Origin of the sequence: Acinetobacter sp. ANC 4805, from assembly GCF_022549495.1 — a bacterium.
In the GTDB taxonomy this organism is placed as follows: domain Bacteria; phylum Pseudomonadota; class Gammaproteobacteria; order Pseudomonadales; family Moraxellaceae; genus Acinetobacter.
The window spans coordinates 315,633-338,125 of record NZ_JAKZGD010000004.1; the positions used below are offsets into that span (position 1 = coordinate 315,633).

The following is a 22,493-nucleotide window of genomic DNA, read 5'->3' on the forward strand; positions in this document are numbered from 1 at the left end:
ATTATTTTACTTCCACTGTCTTGCGATCAGTTCGATGACCAAATTGATCATGTGAACTGGCTAAGGTAATTTCCCCTTTGCCCTTATAACCTGGTAGCGGTTGTAAAATTAATAAAGCGAGAGACTGTTGCTTGAGATCATCATTCACCACAATTTCAATGCCTTCTAAAGTGGTATTGTAGGTCACAGACTGACTGGCTTTTGTCATTAGTCGAACATCAGATAGATTAAAGGCGTGACGATCAAACTTGATCAATACTTTTGAGCCTTTGGCAATAGATTGAGCTTCTACCAATACATTTAATGGGTCAGTACTGATAATCTGCTCAGGTACATTGAGGTTAATAATATTCTCTGAAGTGCTTTGGGGTTGTGCCACAGGCTGAGGTGGTGGTACAGGGATGTAAGCTGATGGCGGAGGATTATCTGAGGATGAACCTGAGATTTCACCTTTGAATTGGGCTAAGGAGTTTTGATTGTTGTTTAAACTAATATAGTTTTGTGTACCAGAATCAAAGGCATTGGTATAGTTTAAACGTTCGGTATTACGACGAATAATTTTGGGAGTAATTGATAACAGGATTTCTGAGCGACTTTTGTCTTTGGATCGGCTTGAAAATAGAGGCCCCAAGACAGGTAGTCTACCTAAGAATGGAATATTGGTTGAACTCTTACGTTCCTGTTCGCGAATTAAACCTGCTAAAACTTCAGTTTCACCATCTTTAAGTTGCAGAACCGTATTCGCATTTCGCGTACCAATTTGATAGGTCAATAAACCTGTATTGGTTCGAATTTCTTTGACAATATTGCTAACCTCTAAAGAAACTTTAATCCCAACTTCATCATTCACCTGAATTTCAGGTTGAACTTCTAGGGTTAATCCGACATCTAAATAGCTCACCGACTCAGTTACTGAGCTAGAGACCTGATTCATGGTTGACGTAATCACAGGTACTTTATCACCCACCACAATTTTAGCTTTCTCTAAATTCTTAACACGTAGCGAGGGGCGGGCAAGTAGATTAACTCGACCATTAGTATCTTGCAGATTTAAGGTAACAAGAGGAGAAACACCCCCTACAGTCATACGGTCTTTAGATAGATTAAGTAAATCATTTAAAACGACACTTGATGATTGAGCTGATATACCTATGGGTGATAAAGAAACTTTGCTTGGAATCGCAATACCTAAATTATTTAGAATCTCATTACTGACTTCAAAAACTTTAACTTCTAAAACCACTTCTGGATCAGGTTGGTCATAGACTTGAATCAACTTTTCTGCGGCTTGTAAAATTTCAGGACGGTCACGTAAAGTAATCAGTCGATTTTTATCATCAATGTAGATAAATTTAGGATTTAAAATCGTTTTTAAAACGTCTTGTGTTTTTTTAGGATCGCCCGCTTTTAAAACAAAGGTTTTGATTTGTAGGTCTTCGTATTGCTGGGTTTTATCTGCGGTATCGTTAAAAATCAAATAAGTATTTTGATTTACAACTTTATAGCGAAGTTTATTGGTTTTTAGAATCAGATCGAGGGTTTCTGAGATTTTTGCATTACTGGCGTAAATTGTAGTTTTGAGATCTTTCCCAACATCACTGTCAAAGATAAAGTTAATCCCTGCAGTTTGAGATACGACATCCATCACTTGTCTGACATTGGCTTCTCTAAAATTAAGAGAAATCTTTTTATCCAGTAATGATGGTTGTGAAGAGGCTAGATCTTCGTTTGCAAGTGCAACAGAAGAGTAAATGACTGTTCCCCAGAACAACGTTGCGCATAAATAATATTTTTTCATCATCATTTAAATATAAAGTACAAAAAATTGTTGGTTGGTCAAATCAAGAATCGTGATTTGGTCATTTTGAATTGCGTTGATTTTCCAACGATTGCCGAGTACATCACCTGCTTTAACCACATAGGTTTCCTCATCACTAGACAGAAAAATCTTTTTGACGCCATCTGGGTCAACCATTTGACCAATATATTGGAAATTAGGTGGAGTCACAGGTGGAGCCGCTTGAATCACTGGCGCAGTTTTAATTGGTTTAGTAATTGGTGTCATTACAGGGGGAATCGTTTTTTGGGGTACATCATCGATCACTAGAAATTGTTTAAATATTTCATGCTGTTGATATGCTTCCTGCTGCAATTTTAGAGAATGAAATTCTGATGATATTTTAGAAGAATCAGCTTCTGTCGGCGCTATGCTTTGATAAGGTGTGGGCATTAACCATGTCGCAGCTGTCAAAGCGAGTGTAATTGTTAATGCGGAAATCAAAAGAAACTGTCTGATCATTGCTGTTCCTGCACTTGCCAAACGACATTTAGATTGGGCTGTTTCTTTAAATCATCTTGTACAAGACTTAGACTTAACAATTGGATATTTTGGTACTGTTTTAAATTACGGGTCGTTTCAAGTAACTTACTAATTTCACCCTGTAGCTGTAACTGAACTTGTTGATTCTGTGGATCGTATTTTGCATCTAGAACTTGAACATTCGCATATTGATAAGATTTAGAAATCTCGATCAGAGCTGTACCTGCTAGTGTTTTGCTGGAGACATGTTGTATATCTTGTTGTTTAATACTTCTTTTCACTTCACGTTGTAATTCACTATTTTCATACACGATTGTATTCAGATTTTGCTCATATTGGGGCAATACCAAAAGGTAACTGAAGATTGAAAATAGACAGAAAAAGGCAATCATGAGATCAATTTTGGTGAGTCGATCAATAGATTGGTACATGACCCATTTAAATTTTTGATGATTCATAGTGTACCCTTTAATGAAAACTCAACTTTATAGGTCTTACTTTCAGGCAATGCTGAGGTTGAAAGTATTTCAACTTTTTGAACCTGTTGGTTTTTTAATAAAAATGCATTAAACAAACCTAAATCTTCAATGGAACTTGCTTGCCCTGAAATTTCAAACTGATTCAGGCTTTTTTTATATTCTAATTTTTTTAATAGAATTGTTTCTCTAGGATATTGATTCAACTGATCAATAATTTGCAAAATGTCTGTAGGATGACTTGATACCAAAGCTTTGGATGTTTGTTTAGCCTGCTTATTCAGTTTTTCTAATTGCATTTGCAAGGTGAGTAGGCTTTCTTCTTGGGCCGTAAATTGTTGTTGTTTTTCCCATATGCTCATGAATATCAATACAGCGATTATTAACAATACAAATAACAGGCAATATCTGATCGGATGCTTGAAACGCTTATGGTCATAAATGGTAAAACTCATTTTATGCCCATCCATGTTTGGAAAGACAATGTTGTTATCTCTGCTCTAGGCTTACAAAGAATCATATCAAGTACATGATTCACTTTAATAAATATGGTCTCTGCTGAGGGTTCTAAGCAGGAAAAAGCTTGTTCTTGCGTTAAGTCATTTCTAAAAAGATAAGTCGCCAGCGGCTGAATATTCGTATTGAAAAATTTACGCTTATCTAGATATTGTTTCAGTGCTTCCAACCATTGTTTTTCAATAGCAATACCTAAATAAGGTTGATTAAACTGAGGTTGATCAAAGAAAAGCTGATAATTTTCAATATCAAGGTGAGGGAAATGCTGTAAAAAATGACTTTGGTTTTGCTTTTTGAACTGCGCTGGATCGTAGCTTTGTTCTGCCGAGTTGATAAAAATTTCATAACAGTCAGCACTTAAAAAAACAAAGCTAGGTTCAGCCAATTCACTACTCGAAAAGAGTTCTGAAAGTTGCCCTAAAGGCTCAAGCTGAGTTTCAGTAATGAGATAGAGTTGTTGTTGGGTAATATAATATCGAGGTTTGGATTTATTTAAAGGTAACACGGTTGACCTCCTCCAATGAAGTTTCACCATTTGCGACCATGTCCAATGCTTGCTCGCGCATGGAACTAATGCCATATTCCAAAGCTTTTTGCTTCATTTCTGCTAAGGATGCTCGATGGATAATCATGTCTTTAAGGGCATCATCCAGTATCAGAATCTCTGCAATCGCTTTTCGACCTTTATAACCAGTGTGATTACATTCCTTACAACCTGAGGCGATATAACGGTTTTGCTCTTGTACTTTACAATTTGAACAAAGTAGACGGATTAAACGCTGTGCAATAATGCCATTCAATGCGCTAACAAAATTAAACTGGTCAATTTCCATATGTTGGAATCGTCCAACCACATCAAATACATTATTGGCATGAACAGTGGTAAAAACGAGATGTCCCGTCAATGCTGCCTGTATGGCAATTTCACCAGTTTCTTTATCTCGAATTTCACCGACAAGAATTTTATCTGGATCGTGACGTAGGATTGAGCGCAAGCCCTTGGCAAAAGTTAAGCCTTTTTTAGCATTGATTGGCACCTGTAATACATTATCCAATGCATATTCAACAGGGTCTTCAATGGTGATTAATTTTTCATAAGGTTTGAGTGTTTCATTAATTAGTGCGTATACGGTTGTGGTTTTACCTGATCCTGTTGGACCTGTCATCAGCACCATGCCATAGGGTTGGCTGGCAATTTGATGCAATTTTTCTCGATATTGTTGATTATATCCCAAGTCAGATAACTGAAGTTTTTGTCCCTGTTTTAAGATGCCATCTTTATCTAAAATTCGTAGAACAGCATCTTCACCAAAAATCCCTGGGATAATTGAGACACGGAAGTCTAATAATTTGTGTTCTAAGTTAATGGTAAAACGACCATCTTGTGGTACACGGCGCTCACCAATATCAAGTTCTGCGAGAACTTTAATTCTTGAAACGATCTGTTGAGCAAGTTCGGTTTGATAGATTTGTTTAACCTTAATCAGAATGCCATCAAGTCGATATCGAATAATTAACCCACCTGAAATATTTTCAAAATGAATATCGCTGGCTTTTTTTATATAAGCATCATATAGCGCAGCATCCACTGTTTGAATCACTTCATTGGTTGCATTGGCAATACTATTGAGTGAAATGACCTCAATAAGTTCGCTATTTGCGATATCCCCTTGATGAGTATGCTCTTGATCGATCTGATTGTTGGAAAAGCTTTGTATTTGCTGTAAATGCTGCTTGATCAACTCAGGGTTTGAGAAATAAATTTGAGTATTCTGAACTTCTCCTTTTAAAAGTGAAGACAGATTAAAATGCCAAGGAGAGGGAAGAATAAACACATGCTGATCATGATGTTTAGCAAGAAGAATGTTATATCTGAACATCTCTTGATAACTGATTAAATGATCAGAAGCCTCAAGTTTACTTTCAGAATGCCAATAAGGGATTCTATATAAGGTTTCTAAATAAGAAATCAGTTCAGAGAATTGATCCGCTGCAATCTTTTCTAACCAATTTTCATGATTTAATGCTTTTTCTTTAAGTGTGTTTAAGTGTATTTGATTATTCATAATGAACCCACCATATCGAAGATCGGGAGGTAGAGGAGGATGACAATAAAGCCAATGCCACTTCCAATCACAATCATTAAAAGTGGTTCAATGACTTTGGATAGTTTTTCAATAAATCTAGAAATTTCGGCATCATGAAAGTCAGCAGTTTTTTCAAGCATTCTACTGATATTGCCATTCGTTTCCCCACTTTTAATGAGACGATTAGCGATTGGGGTCGTGAGCTTATGTTTTTCTAATAAATCGCTAAATTTTTCGCCTTGTTTCAAACCTTGTTCAATAAACTGAATTTTATTTCTTTGGTTTTGGTCAAGGATGTCTTTACAATTTTGTAATGCATAGATAAGGGGATAGCCACCCTCAAGCATGAGGCTTAAGCCTCGATAAAATCTGGTAAAAATAACTATATTATAATAGTAAGAAAAAACCTTGATTTTGATCAAGTTTGTTAGACTGATATGAAGAATACTTTTTCTATAATAGAATGTGGTTATAAATATAAAAACAATAAAAGCAATAAGATAGGCTCTATATTGAGAAATATAAGAACCAGACTGGATCAATAAATTAGAAAAAAAAGGAAGTTTTAAATCTAAATCACTATAGATAAGAGAAAACTTTGGAATCAAATATAGGAGCAAAAATAAAAATATAATGACGCCAATGACTAACACCGTAAGAGGGTAGATAGATGAATTGATGAGCTTAGTTTTGATCTTGTCTAGATTTTCTGTATAAGCTAAATAGCGTTCTATTCCAATGACTAAACTTCCTGTCTTTTCATTAGACTTAATAATCGCAATACACAAGTCAGGAAAGTAAGCTGATTGATAAGACATACTTTGAGAAAGCGTTTTACCTGCTCTTAGATGAGCATAAATGGGTTGTAGAACATCATGGTAAATTTGCCCTCTTTCCAACAACACATCTATAACTTCTACGATACTTAATCCAGACTCTAATAAAGTTTTGAATTCGTATAGAAAAACAGTGAGGTTGAAATGGGGTTTATAAGTCAGTTTTTTAAAGACATCACTGCTGTTCATTTACCAGTTACCAATATCGGTATTGTCGTTTTCACCACCTAACTTTTTATCTTTACCAAATGAAAAAACATCATAGTCATCATTATGTTGACCAGGTGCAGAATATTGATATTGAGTTCCCCAAGGATCAGCAGGAATATTTTTCTTTAAATAAGGTCCATTCCAACCCTGTAAATTATTAGGCGTCTTTAATAAAGCAGCTAAACCTTCTTCAGTTGTTGGGTAACGACCTGTGTCGATTCTAAAGTTATCTAAAGCTTTAATAAAAGTATCAACTTGGGCTTTAGCTGTTGTTACCTCGGATTTGTTAATGTTTTTAAATAGCTTTGGGCCAACAATCCCCGCCAAGAGTCCGATAATCACAACAACAATTAATAGCTCTAAAAGTGTAAACCCAGAATTATTCTTTCTCATATTTTTCATGTATTTAAAGCATATGATTCAAATGGTAGCAAAAAGTTACAGAAGAATAAATACTATTAGGAATTATTTAAATTTATAATTAATTTTACTTAATAATTTATATTTTTTGTTTAGTATAGCTAAATTTGAGTTGGTATATAAATTCCTGAAATAGTCGTAGCATCTATTTGGGTTGATAAAAGTAGAGAATCTAGCTCAATCGGCTATCAATTTCTGAGTTCCTTAAGGTGTATTTCACATAAATATATTGTTCTAACATCATCTGAATTAAGTAGCTTATGGATGATGATGTGTGCTGAAATTGCAGGAGACTTCCGCTTGGGAGATTCTATGCAGTCGGCTTGTAAAAGTCCTCTGCCATTTGATTTAGTGTCTTAGACTTTTCTGAATTCTTCCTTGATTATAAAATAGCTCTATATAATTTGTAATACCTGCTGCTTTAGCTTGGTCCTTTATTCTATAACTGTGATGATGAATCAACATTATTCAATCTGATTGCTTATTTGATGGGCATAAAAAATGGTGGGTAGGTTGCGGTGTAGGCTGTTTTAATGATTTTGAAAAAGTGTAGGTTGTTGTATAGGTTTTTAGAAGTTAGTGAAAAATTGTTTTATAAATCAATGTAAAGGTATTTCTGCATCATTGGGGTGTGGTTTGAAAGATCTGCTATGCTATTATTATCATTCATTGTTGTTAAGCCCTTTATTTTCAATGTATTTAATAGTGTTTAACATAAACAGAATATCCGAGAGTGTTGGAAGAAGTTTAACTAAATACAGCCTAAACCAGAACAAAAGTGTAGGTTGTTTTTGTTTGAACTAGTCATCATTCCTTATCAATATTGGAAAATGAGCAGCTTGAAAGGATAACAAATAATTCAGTCTTTCAGTAAGGATTAAAGTGGTTCGTTCAATAGATCAACAAGCAACAACTTAGATTTTCATAAAAACTCGATAAAGCAAGATAAGCAGAGCCTCCACGGTGACCCAAAAATCAATAAAGCTGAGCAGAAGGAATACTACTTTTCAGCTTTTGATCGTTGAAGGTCAATTTATCCTCTTTAGATTAAATCGTCTCATATAAAATATTTTATATATATTACAATCGCTTGAATGTATTTTTTTAATTTTGATTGAATAGTAAAAATATGAAAATAATTACCATATGTAAAATATGATGAAAATGAGAATTATTTTTATTAAAATTGTACCGTTTGTTATATTTTTTAAGTTTGTCTGAATTTTTTTGGAAATTTTATGAAATCTCTGCGTTTTAATGCTTACCATAAGCCAATTTTTAAACTCAGTTTATTGAGCATCATGCTCATTCAAGCACAGTATGCTGTTGCAAATGAACCCAATACACAAACGGCAGTCATGCCAACCATTAAAATTGAAGCGATGAGTGAGCTTGATCCAATCAAAAGTTACATTGATTATGATCAAGCCAGCGTGACTCGGAATGGGCTAAAGAAAAAAGATATTCCTCAAACCATTGATACCATTGATGTTCAAAAATATAAAATCTATGGTGCAAATGATTTAAGTGTCATGTTGCAGGGAACACCTGGTGTATCAACAAGTTATGATATGCGTGGAGATGGTATTAATCTTCGGGGATTTAATGCAGATACTGGCGATATCTATCGTGATGGTATTCGTGAAAGTGGCCAAGTGCGCCGTAGCACTGCAAATATTGAACGGATTGAGATTTTAAAAGGACCATCTTCTGTGCTTTATGGGCGCAGTTCGGGTGGGGGTGTTATCAATATGGTCAGTAAATTTGCCAACTTTGACTCTAAAAGTTCAGTTGGTATTTATACGGGTTCGTACGATAACTATGGTACGACTGTTGATTTGAATCAAGTTGTAACGGATAACCTCGCATTACGTTTGACAGGAGAGTATGGCGAATCAGATAGTTTTCGTTCAGGAATTGAAAATAAAATTGAAATGTTGTCGCCAAGCTTTACCTATAAAAATGATGAAGGTCTCACTTGGACAATGCAATATACCTACGATAAGTTACATCGAGTGCCTGATCGTGGTCCATCATTTTCTGCCCTTCCTCAAGGTACTTCCATCAAAACAGGTTTCGCACAAGAGGGCGACTATGTAAATGATGTTTTACAAATTGCACGTTCTGATTTGAATTATGAATTTGCACCAAACTGGAATTTCCATTGGGCCGTGAGTTATCGAGAAGCTGAGCAAAACTTTGATCATTTCTATTTAGGTGGGCTTTGTACTACTGAAAATACCGTGATTGCAAATGCGGGTTCATGTAAGGGGCATGTTGGTGAAATTTCACAAATTTATTATTGGCAGCAAACCAATAACAAAACCACCAGTAATACTTTCGATATTCGTGGCGAATTTGATACAGGCAGTCTCAAACACAACGTATTGGTTGGTGCTGACTGGACATACGAGCAACGAGAACCACTTTTAGCAAACCAAAATAAAAATGGTTCTGCCATATATGGCTATGTGAACCCGTTAACAGGAGATCGAACCAGTTCTAGAGGGACAGGTGATTTAAGTATTAGAACTCATAATTACAATCAGAATGAAGCTTATGGTCTATTTGTTCAGGACTTAATAAGTTTCAATGATTATTTTAAAATCATGTTGGGTGGTCGTTATGACTATTTTCAATCTGAAACAACCAATCGTCTCAAGACAAGTGACGCTTTAGATTATCACCGTAGTATCGATGGTGAGAGCTTTAGTCCAAATGTAGGTTTCATTTGGCAGCCGATAGCAAGTCAAAGTTTTTATGCTTCTTATAGTAAGAGCTTTGCGCCATTTGGTGGGCGTGTTGGTGTCAATGTTGTTTCTGCAAATACAGATGTAGATGCATTTGATGCTAAACCACAATACAACGAACAATATGAAGTGGGTGTAAAAAGTGATTGGTTAGATAATCGTTTAAATACGCAGCTCTCGGTCTATGATATTCGTAAAAATAATATTCGCTACCAACCTGACTCAGTGAATCGACCTGAAGAATGGGTGGTTGGTGGGCAGCACCAGTCTAAGGGGATTGAGTTTAGCTTTATTGGGCGTGCTTTGGATAATCTATTCGTGCGTGGCGGATATGGTTATATGGATACCGAGGTAACAAAAGACAATAAGCCACAAAATATTGGGAAAGAATTAAACAACACACCTCATCATACAGGTAATCTGTTTGTTCGTTATCTTCCAACCGATAAAATTTATGGTGAAGTCGGAGCAACTTATGTCGGTGATGCCAAAATTTATCCAAATGGTAACCTAGATAGAGACCCAACCAATTTTGATGGTTTCACACGGTTGGATGCTGCGATTGGCTATAGTACTGACCCGTGGAATGTTACGATTGCAGTGAATAACCTAACCAATAAAGAATATTGGCGTTCAGAGTCGATGCCTGGAACGCCACGTAATTTCTTGGTTCGTTTGAATTATCAATTCTAAATATATGTAATCCGTGTGTTGATATTCAGCATCTTTGCATAGGTAAGGATGCTGTTTTAGGTCTAATGAGCAAATACATTTGCATAAAATTTGACCGTTTAGTTTGTTTTGAATTATAATCAGTTTGTATCTTATTGAATTATATAAAATACAATTGTTTTATAAACTTTAATATTTCTATATTTGTTTGTCTAAAAAATATACAAAATTAATATGAAAATAATCATATAATTGATACTTGCAACTCGTTTGTGATTATTAAATGTTAATTTTTTCTCGTTTTTATTGGTTTTTGTTAGTATCTAAAAAGATCGTATCATAGAGATAATAATAGAATGAAAGTATTACTTACACTGCTTATTATCTGCTCAGTTTTCATTTTAGGCTATGCAGCTTATGTTGACGCGCAGAATAAAAAGCGTCAGGAACTCATGAAAATTGTGAATGATGCAGAACATAGTTTGAATACCATTCAACATAATCCTAACTATACAAAGCGTACAAATTTGTCTTCATATAAGCAAAAGCAATAGTTGCTGATGTTCAATGGGTTGGTGTTCTAGGCTGATCCGTAAAAATTATTGAACGTTTCACAATCGGGCTTTTTTTATCTTGTAGCCATCAAGTTTTGTGTAGAATCTGTTAAAATATTTACCATTAAATAAAAAGCTGCATCTTCTCATGCGGCTTTTTACATTTTGATAGCGGATCAAATTTGTATATCTTGTTGCTATTACAAGGGTTTAACTGGCATGTAGATTGCTTTGTTGTCTTGTCTGGCATTTCACACATTCAAAAAAGATTGAAATGCAAGAGTACAAATTTCAAGTCCTAAGATCTCAGATTTTAACAGGTGCTATGTTATGACAACGCCTAATGCTTCGGTTGGTGTTCTAGAACGCTTATTTAAATTAAGTGAGAACAAAACCAACTTTAGAACAGAAGTTTTAGCAGGTGTAACCACATTTTTGACCATGTGTTACATCATTATTGTAAATCCACTTATTCTTTCCGAAACAGGAATGGATCATGGTGCTGTGTTTGTTGCGACCTGTTTAGCTGCTGCTATCGGGTGTTTGGTTATGGGGATTGTTGCGAACTATCCTATCGCACTTGCACCAGGTATGGGCTTAAATGCTTATTTTACCTATTCTGTCTGTTTAGGGATGGGAGTGCCTTGGCAAACTGCACTTGCGGCTGTTTTTGTTTCAGGTTTAGTTTTCTTAGCAATAAGCTTCTTTAAAATCCGTGAAGCGATTGTGAATGCAATTCCGATGTCACTTAAGTTTGCGATTGGTGGCGGTATTGGTTTATTTCTTGCCTTGATTGCACTCAAAAATGCAGGAATTATTGTTGATAATCCAGCGACTTTAGTTGGTCTGGGAAATATCAAGCAACCTACGGTTTTACTGGCTTTATTTGGCTTTTTAATGATTGTGGTTTTACACCAGTTAAAAGTTCGTGGTGCGATCATTATTAGTATTCTCGCAGTTACAGCAATCGCAACGGCTTTAGGCTTAAATGAATTTAAAGGTGTTGTTGGACAGATTCCATCGATTGCACCAACCTTTATGCAAATGGACTTTGAAGGTTTATTTACTGCAAGTATGGTTGGTGTGATTTTCGTCTTCTTTATTGTCGATTTATTTGATAGTACGGGTACTTTGGTGGGTGTATCACACCGTGCAGGATTGCTACAAGATGGTAAATTACCGCGCTTGAAGAAAGCTTTATTTGCTGATTCAACTGCGATTGTTGCAGGTGCAGCATTAGGTACGTCTTCAACAACACCGTATATTGAATCTGCATCAGGTGTTGCTGCGGGTGGTCGTACTGGTTTGACTGCCGTTGTCGTTGCATTGTTATTTATCGGTTGTTTATTCTTAGCACCATTAGCGCAATCTGTTCCAAGTTTTGCGACAGCCCCTGCGTTGTTGTTCATCGGTGTGTTGATGATTCAAGGAATCACACATATTGATTGGGATGATATTACAGAAGCAGTCCCAGCATTCTTAACGATTGTATTTATGCCATTTACGTATTCAATTGCAGATGGTATTGCAATGGGCTTTATCAGTTATGCATTGGTTAAGTTATTTACAGGCAAGGCAAAGACCGTTCCTTATATGGTTTGGATTATTGCAGCACTGTGGGTATTTAAATTTATTGCATTTGGTGGCTAAGCCATTTAAAAATTAGTGATAAAACCTCTAAAGGGTGTACCGAATTAGGCAACACCCTTTTTTCTTTAGACGTGGAGTTAATATGAATCAAATCGAGCTGATTCGTGCTTTACCCAAAGCCGAATTGCATGTGCATATTGAAGGGACTTTTGAACCAGAACTGATGTTTGCAATTGCACAGCGTAATCAGATTCAGATTCCTTATCAATCGGTTGAAGAAGTGAAGCAAGCGTATAACTTTCATAATCTTCAATCTTTTTTAGATATTTATTATGCTGGTGCGAATGTACTGGTGTATGAACAAGATTTCTATGATTTGGCTTGGGCATATTTTGAAAAATGTGCTGAAGATCGAGTTGTACATACTGAGATGTTCTTTGATCCACAAACACATACTGAGCGTGGGGTTGCATTTGCAACGGTACTGGCAGGTTTAAAGCGTGCTTGTAAAGATGCTCAAGAAAAATTAGGGATTAGTTCTCAATTGATTATGTGCTTCTTACGTCATTTAAGTGAAGAAAAAGCATTTGAAACACTTGAGCAAGCTTTGCCATTTAAAGATGACATTATTGCAATTGGTTTAGATTCGAGTGAGGTAGGGCATCCTCCTTCGAAATTTGAACGTGTTTTTGCCAAAGCGCGTGAAGTAGGTTTCTTGATCGTTGCACATGCAGGTGAAGAAGGCCCACCAGCATATATTTGGGAAGCTTTAGATGTACTCAAAGTAAACCGTATTGATCATGGTGTTCGCTCAGAAGAAGATGAGCAGTTAATGGCGCGTTTAATCGCAGAAAAAATGCCATTAACGGTTTGCCCTTTAAGTAATTTAAAGCTTTGTGTTGTGAATGACATGGGCGAGCATAACATCCGCCGTTTATTACAAAAGGGTGTGCATGTTACGGTGAATTCAGATGATCCTTCATATTTCGGTGGGTATATGAATGATAACTTTATTGCAATTCAGCAGGCTCTAGATTTGTCGAATGATGAGTTAAAGCAACTGGCAATACACTCTTTTGAGGCATCCTTTATTTCTGATAATGAAAAACAGAAATGGATTGCAGAAGTAAGAAAGATCTAAATCAAAAAAAACCGCTTTAAGCGGTTTTTTTATGTGTCAGGGTTTATTTAGGTTGGCGCAACATACTCAATAAGACATTATCTTTGTCAATAACATGGTGTTTAATTGCAGCTAAAGCGTGTCCAGCAATGAGTAGACCTGCAAACCACGATAAATAGATATGCAAGGGTTTCACGATTTCAAGAAGATCAGGATTGTCTTGCACTAAGCGTGGAATTTCAAATAAATATAAAACAGGGGCAGGGTGTCCAGCACTCCAACTAAATAAACAGCCTGTAATTGGTAGTGCAAGTAGCATGAGATATAATAAGAAATGCCCAACATGTGCCACTATTTTCATGGTCGGAGACATTGTGTCAGGTAACTGTGGTGCAGGGTGGGTATAACGCCAAAAAATTCGAATCACAACCAGAAAGATAATGGTGGTCGCTATATTTTTATGTAGTGTAATAACATTCCCTTTAAAGCTTCCATCAACGTCATAGCTGAGAAAATTACCACTATAAAAGCCGATCAGCCAAGCGGTGATAAAAATAGCCGCCATCAGCCAGTGTAAAATTTGCGCTGTGCGTGTGTAATATTGTGCTGAGGTTGACATCGCAACATCCTAGCGGTGAGATATGAGTCTTTCAATTTTAAATAGCTCATTTTTCTTCATATACAGTGTATATGTAACAGAGCGTTTTATGCTTGGAACAGTAAGTGGAATGCAGCGTCATTGTTATATTATGTAAAGAATCTACACAGTCATTTCTTTCAAGCAGCGCTTTAGGCACAATACGTCTGCCAAAATTTTGGATACAGGTTTGAATTCGTGAAAAAATTATTATTTATTGTGCCTATGCTATTTGCTTTAAATGGATGTGTTGCACCTAATACCAATAATACCGCTGCAACAACATCTCAGCAGTTGGGGGTGACGGCATTAAAAATTGCAGTGAATGCGAAATGTATTAATGAAATACATACATTACCCGCATGGAAAACAGCAACTCGTTTAATGACATCTGAGCAACGTGAAAACATTCAGACAAATGTATGTGGCTGCGTCAGTGAAAAAGCACCAAATAGTGTAACGACGATTGAATTGGCAACAGCCGCGATTGACCCTACGGCACGTGCAACGATTGTGAATCAAGTTGTTTCTGAAACAGTAAATGCCTGTGTCGCAGAAGTATTGAGAAAATAATGAGTTTAGAGATAAGACTGGTGATTACATTGGTCTTATTTCAATTGATCGCAACAACGTTATGTTTATTTTGTAAACTTTAATTATTTTATCTGAAATGTAGAATAAGATTTAAAACTCGTTATAAATAATACAATAAGGTGAGTGCATGTATAACCATAAATTTTTGATTGCTTTAGCTTTGGCTTTTACCTCATCATTATGTGTAGCGCAAAATGCTGAGCAACATAGTTCCCATATCGTAAATTCAGCCATTCAAATTGCTGCCCAAACAAAATGTAAACATGATCTTGATGATTTTGCAGCATGGAAAATTGCAGCAAAGTTAATGAGTCATGATCAGAAACAACAAAAGAAGTCGCAGATTTGTAAATGTGTTGGTAAAAATGCACCTACAGTATTATCACCCTCTGAGCTTGCTTTAGCAGCAGTTGATTCGAAAGCAAGAACGACGTTAACAAGTGTTGCTGTTGCAAAAACCATGAATGCTTGTGTATCAGAAGTGCTAAAATAGTAGAGTTTGAATAAGTTTTGATTAGCTGCGATACGCGGCTAATTTTTTGTGAGTAGTATAATGTTTGTTGCTGGTGTAGATGAGGCAGGGCGAGGTCCCTTAATTGGTTCAGTGGTGGCTGCCGCAGTGATTTTAGATCCCAATAATCCAATTGAAGGTCTGAATGACTCTAAAAAATTGACTGAAAAAAAACGTGAAAAACTTTTTCTAGAAATACAAGAAAAAGCACTGGCTTGGTCGATTGCAGAAGCGACACATACTGAAATTGATGAGTTTAATATTTTACAAGCGACATTTTTGGCAATGCGCCGTGCAGTAGAAAACTTAAAGATTCAGCCTGAAAAAGTGATTGTGGATGGCAATCAAATTCCGAAAGGAATAGAAATTTCCTGTGAAGCAATTGTCGGTGGAGATGCGAGCCATGCTGAGATTAGTGCAGCAAGTATTTTGGCTAAAGTTACCCGTGATCATCAGATGTATGAACTTGATCAACAATACCCAAATTATGGTTTTGCTAAGCATAAAGGCTATCCAACAAAAGCTCATTTTGAAGCAATTGCTGCGCATGGCGTAATTGATCAACATCGCCGTAGCTATGCACCAGTAAAGAAAGCACTGGGCTTATAGTTGTTAGAAAAGCTTGCCCCCTAAATAATTAAAGCGACTAATGATTAGTCGCTTTAATTATTGGAGAAGAATTCTGTACATTAACGATTGAAGTTATTATGTCGGGTGAAATCGTTATTATCTTCTTCAAAAGAAAGTTGATAATCTTGATCAAGATGTTGTAAATGCTCATGCATGGCACGTTCATGTTGGATACGTTGGTAAATTTCCTCACGATGCACAGAAACTTCTTTTGGAGCATTAACCCCAATACGCACCTGATTACCTTTTACGCCAAGCACAGTAACACTGACTTGATCCCCAATCATTAATGTTTCTCCGACACGACGGGTCAGAATCAGCATGTTTATCTCCTTGCTAAACGCTTAAACTTGCGACAGGGAATTCATTGTTTGAAAGCACAGCCTTAATATACAGAAAATTTTAACAGAAATATGTAAAAAACAGCATTTTTTCGTAAGTTCTGCCAAGTTCTTCTGAAAAACCTCACAACTTAATATAACAGAGCCACTGTAATAAAAACTATAGTGGCTCTGTATTTTTTACTATTTACATGAAAGTAAATATGTTTAGTTTGTTATTAATTAAGCACGTGCGCTGCTTTCGCCATGTTCACGGTCTAAACCAAAAGCGGTATGCAAGCAACGTACAGCAAGCTCTAGGTAGTTTTCTTCAATGATTACAGAAATTTTGATTTCTGAAGTTGAGATCATGAGGATGTTAATGCTTTCATCAGCAAGAGCCGTAAACATTTTGCTTGCTACGCCAGCATGTGAGCGCATACCTACACCAACGATAGATACTTTTACGATGTCATCACGTGTTACAACTTCACAGCCTTCAATGCTGCTTGCTGTGTGGTCTAAAATTGCTTTTGCTTTTGCTAGGTCATTACGATTTACCGTAAAAGTAAAATCAGTTGTACCATCTTCTTCAACATTTTGGATAATCATATCCACTTCAATGTTGGCATCGCTGATTGGTGACAAGATTTTAGAGGCAATACCTGGTTCATCAGGAACACCCAAAATAGTGAGTTTTGCTTCGTCACGGTTAAATGCAATACCTGCAATAATTGGTTGTTCCATATCGTCTTCTGCCTCAGTCGTAATTAGTGTGCCTACGTTTTGTTTGAAATCTTCATCAAATGCGCCATCATCGTCATTATCAAAGCTTGATAATACACGTAGAGGTACTTGATATTTACCTGCGAATTCAACAGAACGAATTTGTAAAACTTTTGAACCTAAAGATGCCATTTCAAGCATTTCTTCAAAAGAGATACGGTCAACTTTTTTCGCTTTAGGCGCAACACGTGGATCAGTGGTATAAACGCCATCCACATCGGTATAAATTTGGCATTCATCTGCTTTTAATGCAGCAGCAAGTGCTACGCCAGATGTATCTGAACCACCACGACCTAATGTTGTGATATTACCTTCAGCATCAAAACCTTGGAAACCAGCGACAACAATGACACGACCTGCATCTAAATCATTGGTCATTACATCTGTATCAATTGATTCGATACGCGCTTTGGTAAACGCGCTGTCAGTTTTAATCCCAACTTGACGTCCAGTATATGATCTAGCTTCTACACCAATTGAATTCAGTGCCATAGCTAACATGGAAATCGTTACTTGTTCACCCGTTGACACCATTTGATCAAGTTCACGTGGGTTAGGGGTGCTAGTAATGGCTTTAGCAAGCGAAAGTAGGCGGTTAGTTTCACCACTCATTGCAGATACGACCACGACCACTTTATGACCATGATCATGCCAACGCTTGACACGACGAGCAACATTTAAAATGCGCTCAGGAGTACCCATAGAGGTACCGCCATATTTTTGAACGATTAATGCCATAGTTGTTCCATATAAGCCATGACCCTGAGAGGCATCAGGGTCAGTTACACAAAAGTGAAGTTTTTATTATTGCTCAAGCCAAGCAGGCAATGCTGCGATCACTTGATCAAACTTCTCGTTAAGTGGCGCGCCACCTTGTGCTAAGTCAGGTTTACCACCACCTTTACCACCCAACTCTTGAGCTAAGTGTTTGATGATGTCACCTGCTTTTAGATGTGCAGCATATTGTTTAGCGACGGACGCGATTAAACTCACTTTATCGCCTTCAACACCAGCTAAAATAATGACTGCATCTTCCAATTTTGATTTTACGCTGTCATGTAGATTGCGTAATGATTTGGCATCTAAACCTTGTACTGATGTAATTAAAGTTTGACGACCTGCAATTTCTTTCACTTGATCAAGTAGCGCAACTGCTTGGAAGTTTGCCAATTTTTGATTCAATTGTTCGATTTGTTTTTGCAAGCTAGATGCTGTTTCAACAATCGCTTCGACTTTTTCTACAGTTTGGTCTTTTTGCGCTTTCAATAAACCGTTGATGGTTTGAATGTCACTTTCGGTTTTTTGAACTGTTTCAAGTGCCTTCGTACCTGTCACGGCTTCAATACGGCGAACGCCCGCAGCCACGCCACCTTCAGAAGTGATTTTGAATAAACCAATATCACCCGTGCGCTTAACGTGAATGCCGCCACACAGTTCGATCGAGAAGTTCTTTTCTTCAATGACTGAACCCATAGACAATACGCGAACTTCTTCGCCATACTTTTCACCGAAAAGCATCATTGCGCCTTTCGTTTTAGCTGATTCAATATCGAGCAGTTCAGTCGTTACAGGAGTGTTGGCAATCACTTCGGCGTTGACTAAACGTTCAATCTGTTGCAATTGTTCAAATGAAACAGGTTGGTCATTGGCAAAGTCAAAACGTAAAATATCGCTTGCAACCAAAGAACCTTTTTGCTGAACGTGATCACCTAATATTTGGCGTAACGCAGCATGTAATAGGTGAGTCGCAGAGTGGTTGCGCGCTGTTGCAGCACGAATATCCGCTTTAACGGTTGCTTCAACGTTTTGAGTTGCTTTGAGGCTACCCATCGTCACGATACCTTGGTGTACAAAAGCACCACCAGATTTTTTGGTATCTTGAACTTCGAAAATACCAGTATCATTTTTGAAGATACCTGTGTCACCAATTTGACCACCGCTTTCAGCATAGAAAGGGGTTTGGTTCAAAACGATAAGGGCTTCATCACCTTCATTAATTTCATCAACTTGAACGCCATCTTTATAGATCGCAACAATTTGACCTTGACCTTGAGTTGCATCATAACCATCAAATTGAGTTTCGCCTTCAACTTTAACAATGCTGTTATAGTCAACTGCGAATTTACCAGCATCACGTGCACGTTGACGTTGTGCAGCCATTTCAACTTCGAAGCCAGCTTCGTCAATTGTAAGATCACGTTCACGCGCGATATCAGCAGTTAAGTCAGTCGGGAAGCCGTAAGTATCGTAAAGTTTAAATACAGTTTCACCAGCAATCACATTGCCTTTTAGCTGAGCCAATTCACCTTCAAGTAATTTCAAGCCTTGTTCAAGTGTTTTCGCAAATTGCTCTTCTTCTTTCAGCAGTTGCGCTTCAATGCGTGCCTGTTGTGCTGCAAGTTCAGGATATGCTTCACCCATGACTTCAATTAGCGGTTGCAACATCTTGTAGAAGAATGAACCAGTCGCACCCAATTTGTTGCCGTGACGCACTGCACGACGAATGATACGACGCAACACATAACCACGACCTTCATTTGATGGGTTAACACCGTCAGCAATCAAGAATGAGCATGAACGTGCATGATCTGCAATCACTTTTAAAGAAGCTGGGTATTCAACTGGTTTATTTTGAGCTTTCGCTTCAGCTTCAATGGCAGTGGTATCCAAACCAATGATTTCAGCTGCTGCTTTTAATAAATGCTGGAACAGGTCAATTTCGTAGTTCGAATTGACATGTTGCAGAACTGCAGAAATACGCTCCAAGCCCATACCTGTATCTACAGAAGGTGCTGGAAGAGGGTGCATTACACCATCCGCAGTACGGTTAAACTGCATGAAAACGTTGTTCCAGATTTCGATGAAACGGTCGCCATCTTCCTCAGGTGAGCCTGGTAAGCCACCCCAGATATGATCACCATGATCATAGAAAATTTCAGAACACGGACCACAAGGACCTGTATCACCCATTGCCCAGAAATTATCAGATGCGTATTTTCCGCCTTTGTTATCGCCAATACGAATGATACGTTCAGCATCGATTCCGATTTCTTTGTTCCAGATATCAAATGCTTCATCATCGGTATGATAAACCGTGACATATAAACGATCTTTCGGTAAGCCTAACCATTGTTCGCTGGTTAAAAATTCCCAAGCAAATTTCAGTGCATTTTCTTTAAAATAATCACCGAAAGAAAAGTTACCTAACATTTCAAAGAAAGTGTGATGACGTGCGGTATAACCTACATTGTCGAGGTCATTGTGTTTGCCGCCTGCTCGGACACATTTTTGAGATGAAACAGCACGAACATAATCACGCTTTTCTAAACCTAAGAAACAATCTTTAAACTGGTTCATACCAGCATTGGTAAACAGTAAAGTTGGGTCGTTGGCAGGAACGAGAGAACTCGAAGCAACACGTGTATGCCCTTGCGATTCAAAGTAACGCAAAAATGCTTCACGGATTTCAGCGGATGTCATAAAACGAGTACTCACAACCAAGCGTCCATAATTTTTAAAAGTGCTAAATTATAACGGAAAATATGATCCCAACCAACGATTTTACAAGCAATATCATATAAAACTGTGTTTAAGCTAAAAATCTATATTCAATAGCGCTGTTCATGTTTTACCATATAGCATAGAAAAGATGATGTTTTGATGAAAGGGCTCTGCATGCAACGTATCGCTATCAATGGATTTGGTCGAATTGGTCGAAATGTATTACGTGCGTGGTTTGAGAGTCCAAAACAATTTCAATTTGATATCGTTGCTATCAACGACATTGCCGATGTGCAGACTTTGGTACATCTGTTTAAATACGATACCACGCATGGACGTTTTGCAGGTCAAGTTGAAATTCAGATTGAAAATGAACAGATATTTTTAAATATTCAGTCCCATCAACGACAATTAAAATTACAGGTATTTAAACAGGCTCAACCTGAATTACTCCTTTGGGCAGATTTAAAAATAGATGTGGTGTTGGAATGTACAGGTCTATTCCGTTCACGTGCTGATGCAACTCGGCATGTCGAAGCAGGGGCAAAGCGCGTGATTATTGGGGCTGCACCTTTTGATTCGGTCGATGCTGCAATTGTCTATGGTGTCAATCATGCCGAAGTCAAAGCCACGGACCAGATTATTTCCAGTGTGTCCTGTACCACACAGGCTTTGGTGCCATTGGTGAAAATTATTGATGATGCTTTCAGGATTGATACCGCTTTAATGACAGAAATTCATGCAGTCACAGCAGATCAATCCGTTTTAGATCATGCACACCGAGATTTACGTCGTGCCCGTGCTTCAGGACAAAATATTATTCCAACAACTTCGAGTGCATTAGGGGCATTAAAACAAGTCATGCCAAAAATGGAAGGTCGAATTGATGGTTATTCTATTCGTGTTCCAACCATTAATGTCGCAGCAATTGATTTGAGTTTTGTCTCGCATTCAGCCATTACGGTGCATAAAATTAATCAGGTATTGAGCAAAGCTGCACAACTTGATTATGCGCAGATTATGCAAGTGACCGATGAGGATTTGGTTTCAAGTGATTTTAATCATTCACCATATTCTTTAATCGTTGATTTAACTCAAACCATGGTGGTGGGTCATCAAGCCAAAGTGTTTGCGTGGTATGATAATGAATGGGGATATGCGAATCGTTTACTCGATTTGTGTGAATCATTTTGTCGTTAAATAGATCATATATTAGAAATAAAATTTGAGGATAAAATTATGACATTGATGTTGATTTGGGGTTTCCTGATTGTTTTATTGGTGGCTGTTGCTTTTTTATTCTGGTTTCAGTTTAAAACGTCAACAGTAGTACCAAACCAAGATACACACGTTTTACAACTTGAGGGAAAAGTTGTACATCTAGAGTTGCATCTAAAAAAGAGTTTGGAAATTATGCAAGATTTAGCAAAGAAGATGCATGTACAACAAGAAGTTTTAGATAGAACGGTGGCAAATATTGCAGCATTGGAGAAACAAAATGCTGAGTTAGTGAATGTGTTGGAAATCGTGGTGAAGGGTGGGAGCAGAAACCTGTAATATAAGTGATTCGAAATCTCATTCTATGCTGTATGTTTAAATAAAATTTGATATTATCCATGATATTAAAAATTTAATATTAATGAATCATTATGGAATTTAACTTTAAAACAAAAACCATTTTTTTATTTCTAGCATCTGGTTTTATTTTAACTGCATGTGGAGGCGGTGGTTCAGATCAAACGAGTAACGATAGTCAACAAGAAGATGCTTTATATCAAGTTTATTATCAGCGTCCAAATGTTTCATTAAATATTATCTCAGACTTTTTTGAAATTACTAAATATTCAATTCAAGGTGGTGGGATTGACTAGATCTCTTGCGAAAGTTAATTTTGACTCATCCAGTTAATCAGCCCAGCAATTAAATTCATCCTTAAACCAAATCGTTTTCTTCTGTTTCGATA

Annotated in this window: 22 protein-coding genes and 1 pseudogene; 10 read left to right on the plus strand and 13 right to left on the minus strand. The window is 37.1% G+C overall.

Translation table 11 applies throughout. The features are described from left to right. Position 1: 1 nt before the first annotated feature. From MMP60_RS07735 to MMP60_RS07775, 9 genes and pseudogenes are all read right to left on the minus strand, one after another. Positions 2–1,804, minus strand: a complete 1,803-nt coding sequence (locus MMP60_RS07735; protein ID WP_241335718.1) for a secretin and TonB N-terminal domain-containing protein — start codon at positions 1,802–1,804, stop codon at positions 2–4. Continuing rightward, complete coding sequence (locus tag MMP60_RS07740; protein WP_241335719.1) at positions 1,805–2,299, minus strand: hypothetical protein; 495 nt, start codon at positions 2,297–2,299, stop codon at positions 1,805–1,807. Then, the gene (locus MMP60_RS07745) at positions 2,296–2,778 is read right to left on the minus strand and encodes a hypothetical protein (protein ID WP_241335720.1); all 483 of its coding nucleotides are present in this window, start codon (positions 2,776–2,778) and stop codon (positions 2,296–2,298) included. Before MMP60_RS07745 ends, MMP60_RS07740 begins: the two co-directional genes overlap by 4 nt. Continuing rightward, positions 2,775–3,158 carry a hypothetical protein gene (locus tag MMP60_RS07750; RefSeq protein ID WP_241335721.1) on the minus strand — a complete coding sequence of 128 codons (384 nt, stop codon included), beginning with the start codon at positions 3,156–3,158 and terminating at the stop codon, positions 2,775–2,777. Before MMP60_RS07750 ends, MMP60_RS07745 begins: the two co-directional genes overlap by 4 nt. A gap of 89 nt (positions 3,159–3,247) precedes the next feature. After that, positions 3,248–3,817, minus strand: a complete 570-nt coding sequence (locus MMP60_RS07755) for a hypothetical protein (RefSeq protein ID WP_241335722.1) — start codon at positions 3,815–3,817, stop codon at positions 3,248–3,250. Further along, positions 3,801–5,378 (minus strand): GspE/PulE family protein, encoded by a 1,578-nt coding sequence (locus MMP60_RS07760; RefSeq protein ID WP_241335723.1) that lies wholly within the window; start codon positions 5,376–5,378, stop codon positions 3,801–3,803. Before MMP60_RS07760 ends, MMP60_RS07755 begins: the two co-directional genes overlap by 17 nt. Next, on the minus strand, positions 5,375–6,424 hold the full coding sequence (locus tag MMP60_RS07765) for a type II secretion system F family protein (RefSeq protein WP_241335724.1): 1,050 nt from the start codon (positions 6,422–6,424) through the stop codon (positions 5,375–5,377). Before MMP60_RS07765 ends, MMP60_RS07760 begins: the two co-directional genes overlap by 4 nt. Further along, the gene (gspG, locus tag MMP60_RS07770) at positions 6,425–6,838 is read right to left on the minus strand and encodes a type II secretion system major pseudopilin GspG (protein WP_241335725.1); all 414 of its coding nucleotides are present in this window, start codon (positions 6,836–6,838) and stop codon (positions 6,425–6,427) included. It abuts the gene before it with no gap. Positions 6,839–7,175: 337 nt separating this feature from the next. Further along, a pseudogene (locus tag MMP60_RS07775) lies at positions 7,176–7,327 on the minus strand (IS3 family transposase); the annotation flags it as partial. 776 nt (positions 7,328–8,103) lie between these two features. On the opposite strand from MMP60_RS07775, the gene MMP60_RS07780 reads away from it, so the two are divergent. The 4 genes from MMP60_RS07780 (at position 8,104) to MMP60_RS07795 (ending at position 13,572) form a co-directional block, all read left to right on the plus strand. After that, positions 8,104–10,308, plus strand: a complete 2,205-nt coding sequence (locus tag MMP60_RS07780; protein WP_241335726.1) for a TonB-dependent siderophore receptor — start codon at positions 8,104–8,106, stop codon at positions 10,306–10,308. A 335-nt stretch (positions 10,309–10,643) separates the two neighbouring features. After that, complete coding sequence (locus tag MMP60_RS07785; protein ID WP_241335727.1) at positions 10,644–10,841, plus strand: hypothetical protein; 198 nt, start codon at positions 10,644–10,646, stop codon at positions 10,839–10,841. Positions 10,842–11,171: 330 nt separating this feature from the next. Continuing rightward, entirely contained in the window at positions 11,172–12,491 is a 1,320-nt protein-coding gene (locus MMP60_RS07790) for an NCS2 family permease (RefSeq protein ID WP_241335728.1), read from the plus strand. A gap of 82 nt (positions 12,492–12,573) precedes the next feature. After that, positions 12,574–13,572, plus strand: coding sequence for an adenosine deaminase (locus MMP60_RS07795; RefSeq protein WP_241335729.1), 999 nt, complete (start codon positions 12,574–12,576; stop codon positions 13,570–13,572). A 43-nt stretch (positions 13,573–13,615) separates the two neighbouring features. Here the strand turns inward: MMP60_RS07795 and MMP60_RS07800 are convergent, their stop codons facing one another. Then, on the minus strand, positions 13,616–14,170 hold the full coding sequence (locus MMP60_RS07800; protein ID WP_241335730.1) for a cytochrome b: 555 nt from the start codon (positions 14,168–14,170) through the stop codon (positions 13,616–13,618). Between the two features lie 216 nt (positions 14,171–14,386). Here MMP60_RS07800 and MMP60_RS07805 point away from each other — a divergent pair, with 216 nt between their 5' ends. From MMP60_RS07805 to rnhB, 3 genes are all read left to right on the plus strand, one after another. Then, the gene (locus MMP60_RS07805) at positions 14,387–14,761 is read left to right on the plus strand and encodes a hypothetical protein (RefSeq protein WP_241335731.1); all 375 of its coding nucleotides are present in this window, start codon (positions 14,387–14,389) and stop codon (positions 14,759–14,761) included. A gap of 148 nt (positions 14,762–14,909) precedes the next feature. Continuing rightward, on the plus strand, positions 14,910–15,275 hold the full coding sequence (locus MMP60_RS07810; protein WP_241335732.1) for a hypothetical protein: 366 nt from the start codon (positions 14,910–14,912) through the stop codon (positions 15,273–15,275). Between the two features lie 60 nt (positions 15,276–15,335). Continuing rightward, positions 15,336–15,902, plus strand: a complete 567-nt coding sequence (gene rnhB / locus MMP60_RS07815; RefSeq protein ID WP_241335733.1) for a ribonuclease HII — start codon at positions 15,336–15,338, stop codon at positions 15,900–15,902. 80 nt (positions 15,903–15,982) lie between these two features. Here rnhB and csrA read toward each other — a convergent pair whose 3' ends face one another. The 3 genes from csrA to alaS form a co-directional block, all read right to left on the minus strand. Next, positions 15,983–16,246, minus strand: a complete 264-nt coding sequence (csrA, locus tag MMP60_RS07820; protein ID WP_004661337.1) for a carbon storage regulator CsrA — start codon at positions 16,244–16,246, stop codon at positions 15,983–15,985. A gap of 240 nt (positions 16,247–16,486) precedes the next feature. After that, complete coding sequence (locus MMP60_RS07825; protein WP_241335734.1) at positions 16,487–17,767, minus strand: aspartate kinase; 1,281 nt, start codon at positions 17,765–17,767, stop codon at positions 16,487–16,489. 66 nt (positions 17,768–17,833) lie between these two features. Then, entirely contained in the window at positions 17,834–20,524 is a 2,691-nt protein-coding gene (gene alaS / locus MMP60_RS07830) for an alanine--tRNA ligase (protein ID WP_241335735.1), read from the minus strand. Positions 20,525–20,704: 180 nt separating this feature from the next. Between alaS and MMP60_RS07835 the strand changes: the two genes are divergently transcribed. The 3 genes from MMP60_RS07835 (at position 20,705) to MMP60_RS07845 (ending at position 22,401) form a co-directional block, all read left to right on the plus strand. Continuing rightward, positions 20,705–21,730: a glyceraldehyde-3-phosphate dehydrogenase gene (locus tag MMP60_RS07835; protein ID WP_241335736.1), complete on the plus strand. Its 1,026-nt coding sequence runs from the start codon at positions 20,705–20,707 to the stop codon at positions 21,728–21,730. A gap of 39 nt (positions 21,731–21,769) precedes the next feature. Then, positions 21,770–22,087 (plus strand): hypothetical protein, encoded by a 318-nt coding sequence (locus MMP60_RS07840; RefSeq protein WP_241335737.1) that lies wholly within the window; start codon positions 21,770–21,772, stop codon positions 22,085–22,087. Between the two features lie 92 nt (positions 22,088–22,179). Further along, positions 22,180–22,401, plus strand: a complete 222-nt coding sequence (locus MMP60_RS07845; RefSeq protein WP_241335738.1) for a hypothetical protein — start codon at positions 22,180–22,182, stop codon at positions 22,399–22,401. The last annotated feature ends 92 nt before the right edge of the window (positions 22,402–22,493 follow it).

Bases quoted from the DNA above. Each gene is read 5' to 3' on its own strand.
- MMP60_RS07765 (WP_241335724.1), bottom strand. From the start codon at position 6,424: ATGAACAGCAGTGATGTCTTTAAAAAACTGACTTATAAACCCCATTTC.
- MMP60_RS07790 (WP_241335728.1), top strand. From the start codon at position 11,172: ATGACAACGCCTAATGCTTCGGTTGGTGTTCTAGAACGCTTATTTAAA.
- MMP60_RS07845 (WP_241335738.1), top strand. From the start codon at position 22,180: ATGGAATTTAACTTTAAAACAAAAACCATTTTTTTATTTCTAGCATCT.
- csrA (WP_004661337.1), bottom strand. From the start codon at position 16,246: ATGCTGATTCTGACCCGTCGTGTCGGAGAAACATTAATGATTGGGGAT.
- MMP60_RS07785 (WP_241335727.1), top strand. From the start codon at position 10,644: ATGAAAGTATTACTTACACTGCTTATTATCTGCTCAGTTTTCATTTTA.
- MMP60_RS07795 (WP_241335729.1), top strand. From the start codon at position 12,574: ATGAATCAAATCGAGCTGATTCGTGCTTTACCCAAAGCCGAATTGCAT.
- MMP60_RS07835 (WP_241335736.1), top strand. From the start codon at position 20,705: ATGCAACGTATCGCTATCAATGGATTTGGTCGAATTGGTCGAAATGTA.
- MMP60_RS07840 (WP_241335737.1), top strand. From the start codon at position 21,770: ATGACATTGATGTTGATTTGGGGTTTCCTGATTGTTTTATTGGTGGCT.
- MMP60_RS07780 (WP_241335726.1), top strand. From the start codon at position 8,104: ATGAAATCTCTGCGTTTTAATGCTTACCATAAGCCAATTTTTAAACTC.
- MMP60_RS07745 (WP_241335720.1), bottom strand. From the start codon at position 2,778: ATGAATCATCAAAAATTTAAATGGGTCATGTACCAATCTATTGATCGA.
- MMP60_RS07735 (WP_241335718.1), bottom strand. From the start codon at position 1,804: ATGATGATGAAAAAATATTATTTATGCGCAACGTTGTTCTGGGGAACA.
- MMP60_RS07760 (WP_241335723.1), bottom strand. From the start codon at position 5,378: ATGAATAATCAAATACACTTAAACACACTTAAAGAAAAAGCATTAAAT.
- MMP60_RS07800 (WP_241335730.1), bottom strand. From the start codon at position 14,170: ATGTCAACCTCAGCACAATATTACACACGCACAGCGCAAATTTTACAC.
- MMP60_RS07750 (WP_241335721.1), bottom strand. From the start codon at position 3,158: ATGAGCATATGGGAAAAACAACAACAATTTACGGCCCAAGAAGAAAGC.
- rnhB (WP_241335733.1), top strand. From the start codon at position 15,336: ATGTTTGTTGCTGGTGTAGATGAGGCAGGGCGAGGTCCCTTAATTGGT.
- gspG (WP_241335725.1), bottom strand. From the start codon at position 6,838: ATGAGAAAGAATAATTCTGGGTTTACACTTTTAGAGCTATTAATTGTT.
- MMP60_RS07810 (WP_241335732.1), top strand. From the start codon at position 14,910: ATGTATAACCATAAATTTTTGATTGCTTTAGCTTTGGCTTTTACCTCA.
- MMP60_RS07740 (WP_241335719.1), bottom strand. From the start codon at position 2,299: ATGATCAGACAGTTTCTTTTGATTTCCGCATTAACAATTACACTCGCT.
- MMP60_RS07825 (WP_241335734.1), bottom strand. From the start codon at position 17,767: ATGGCATTAATCGTTCAAAAATATGGCGGTACCTCTATGGGTACTCCT.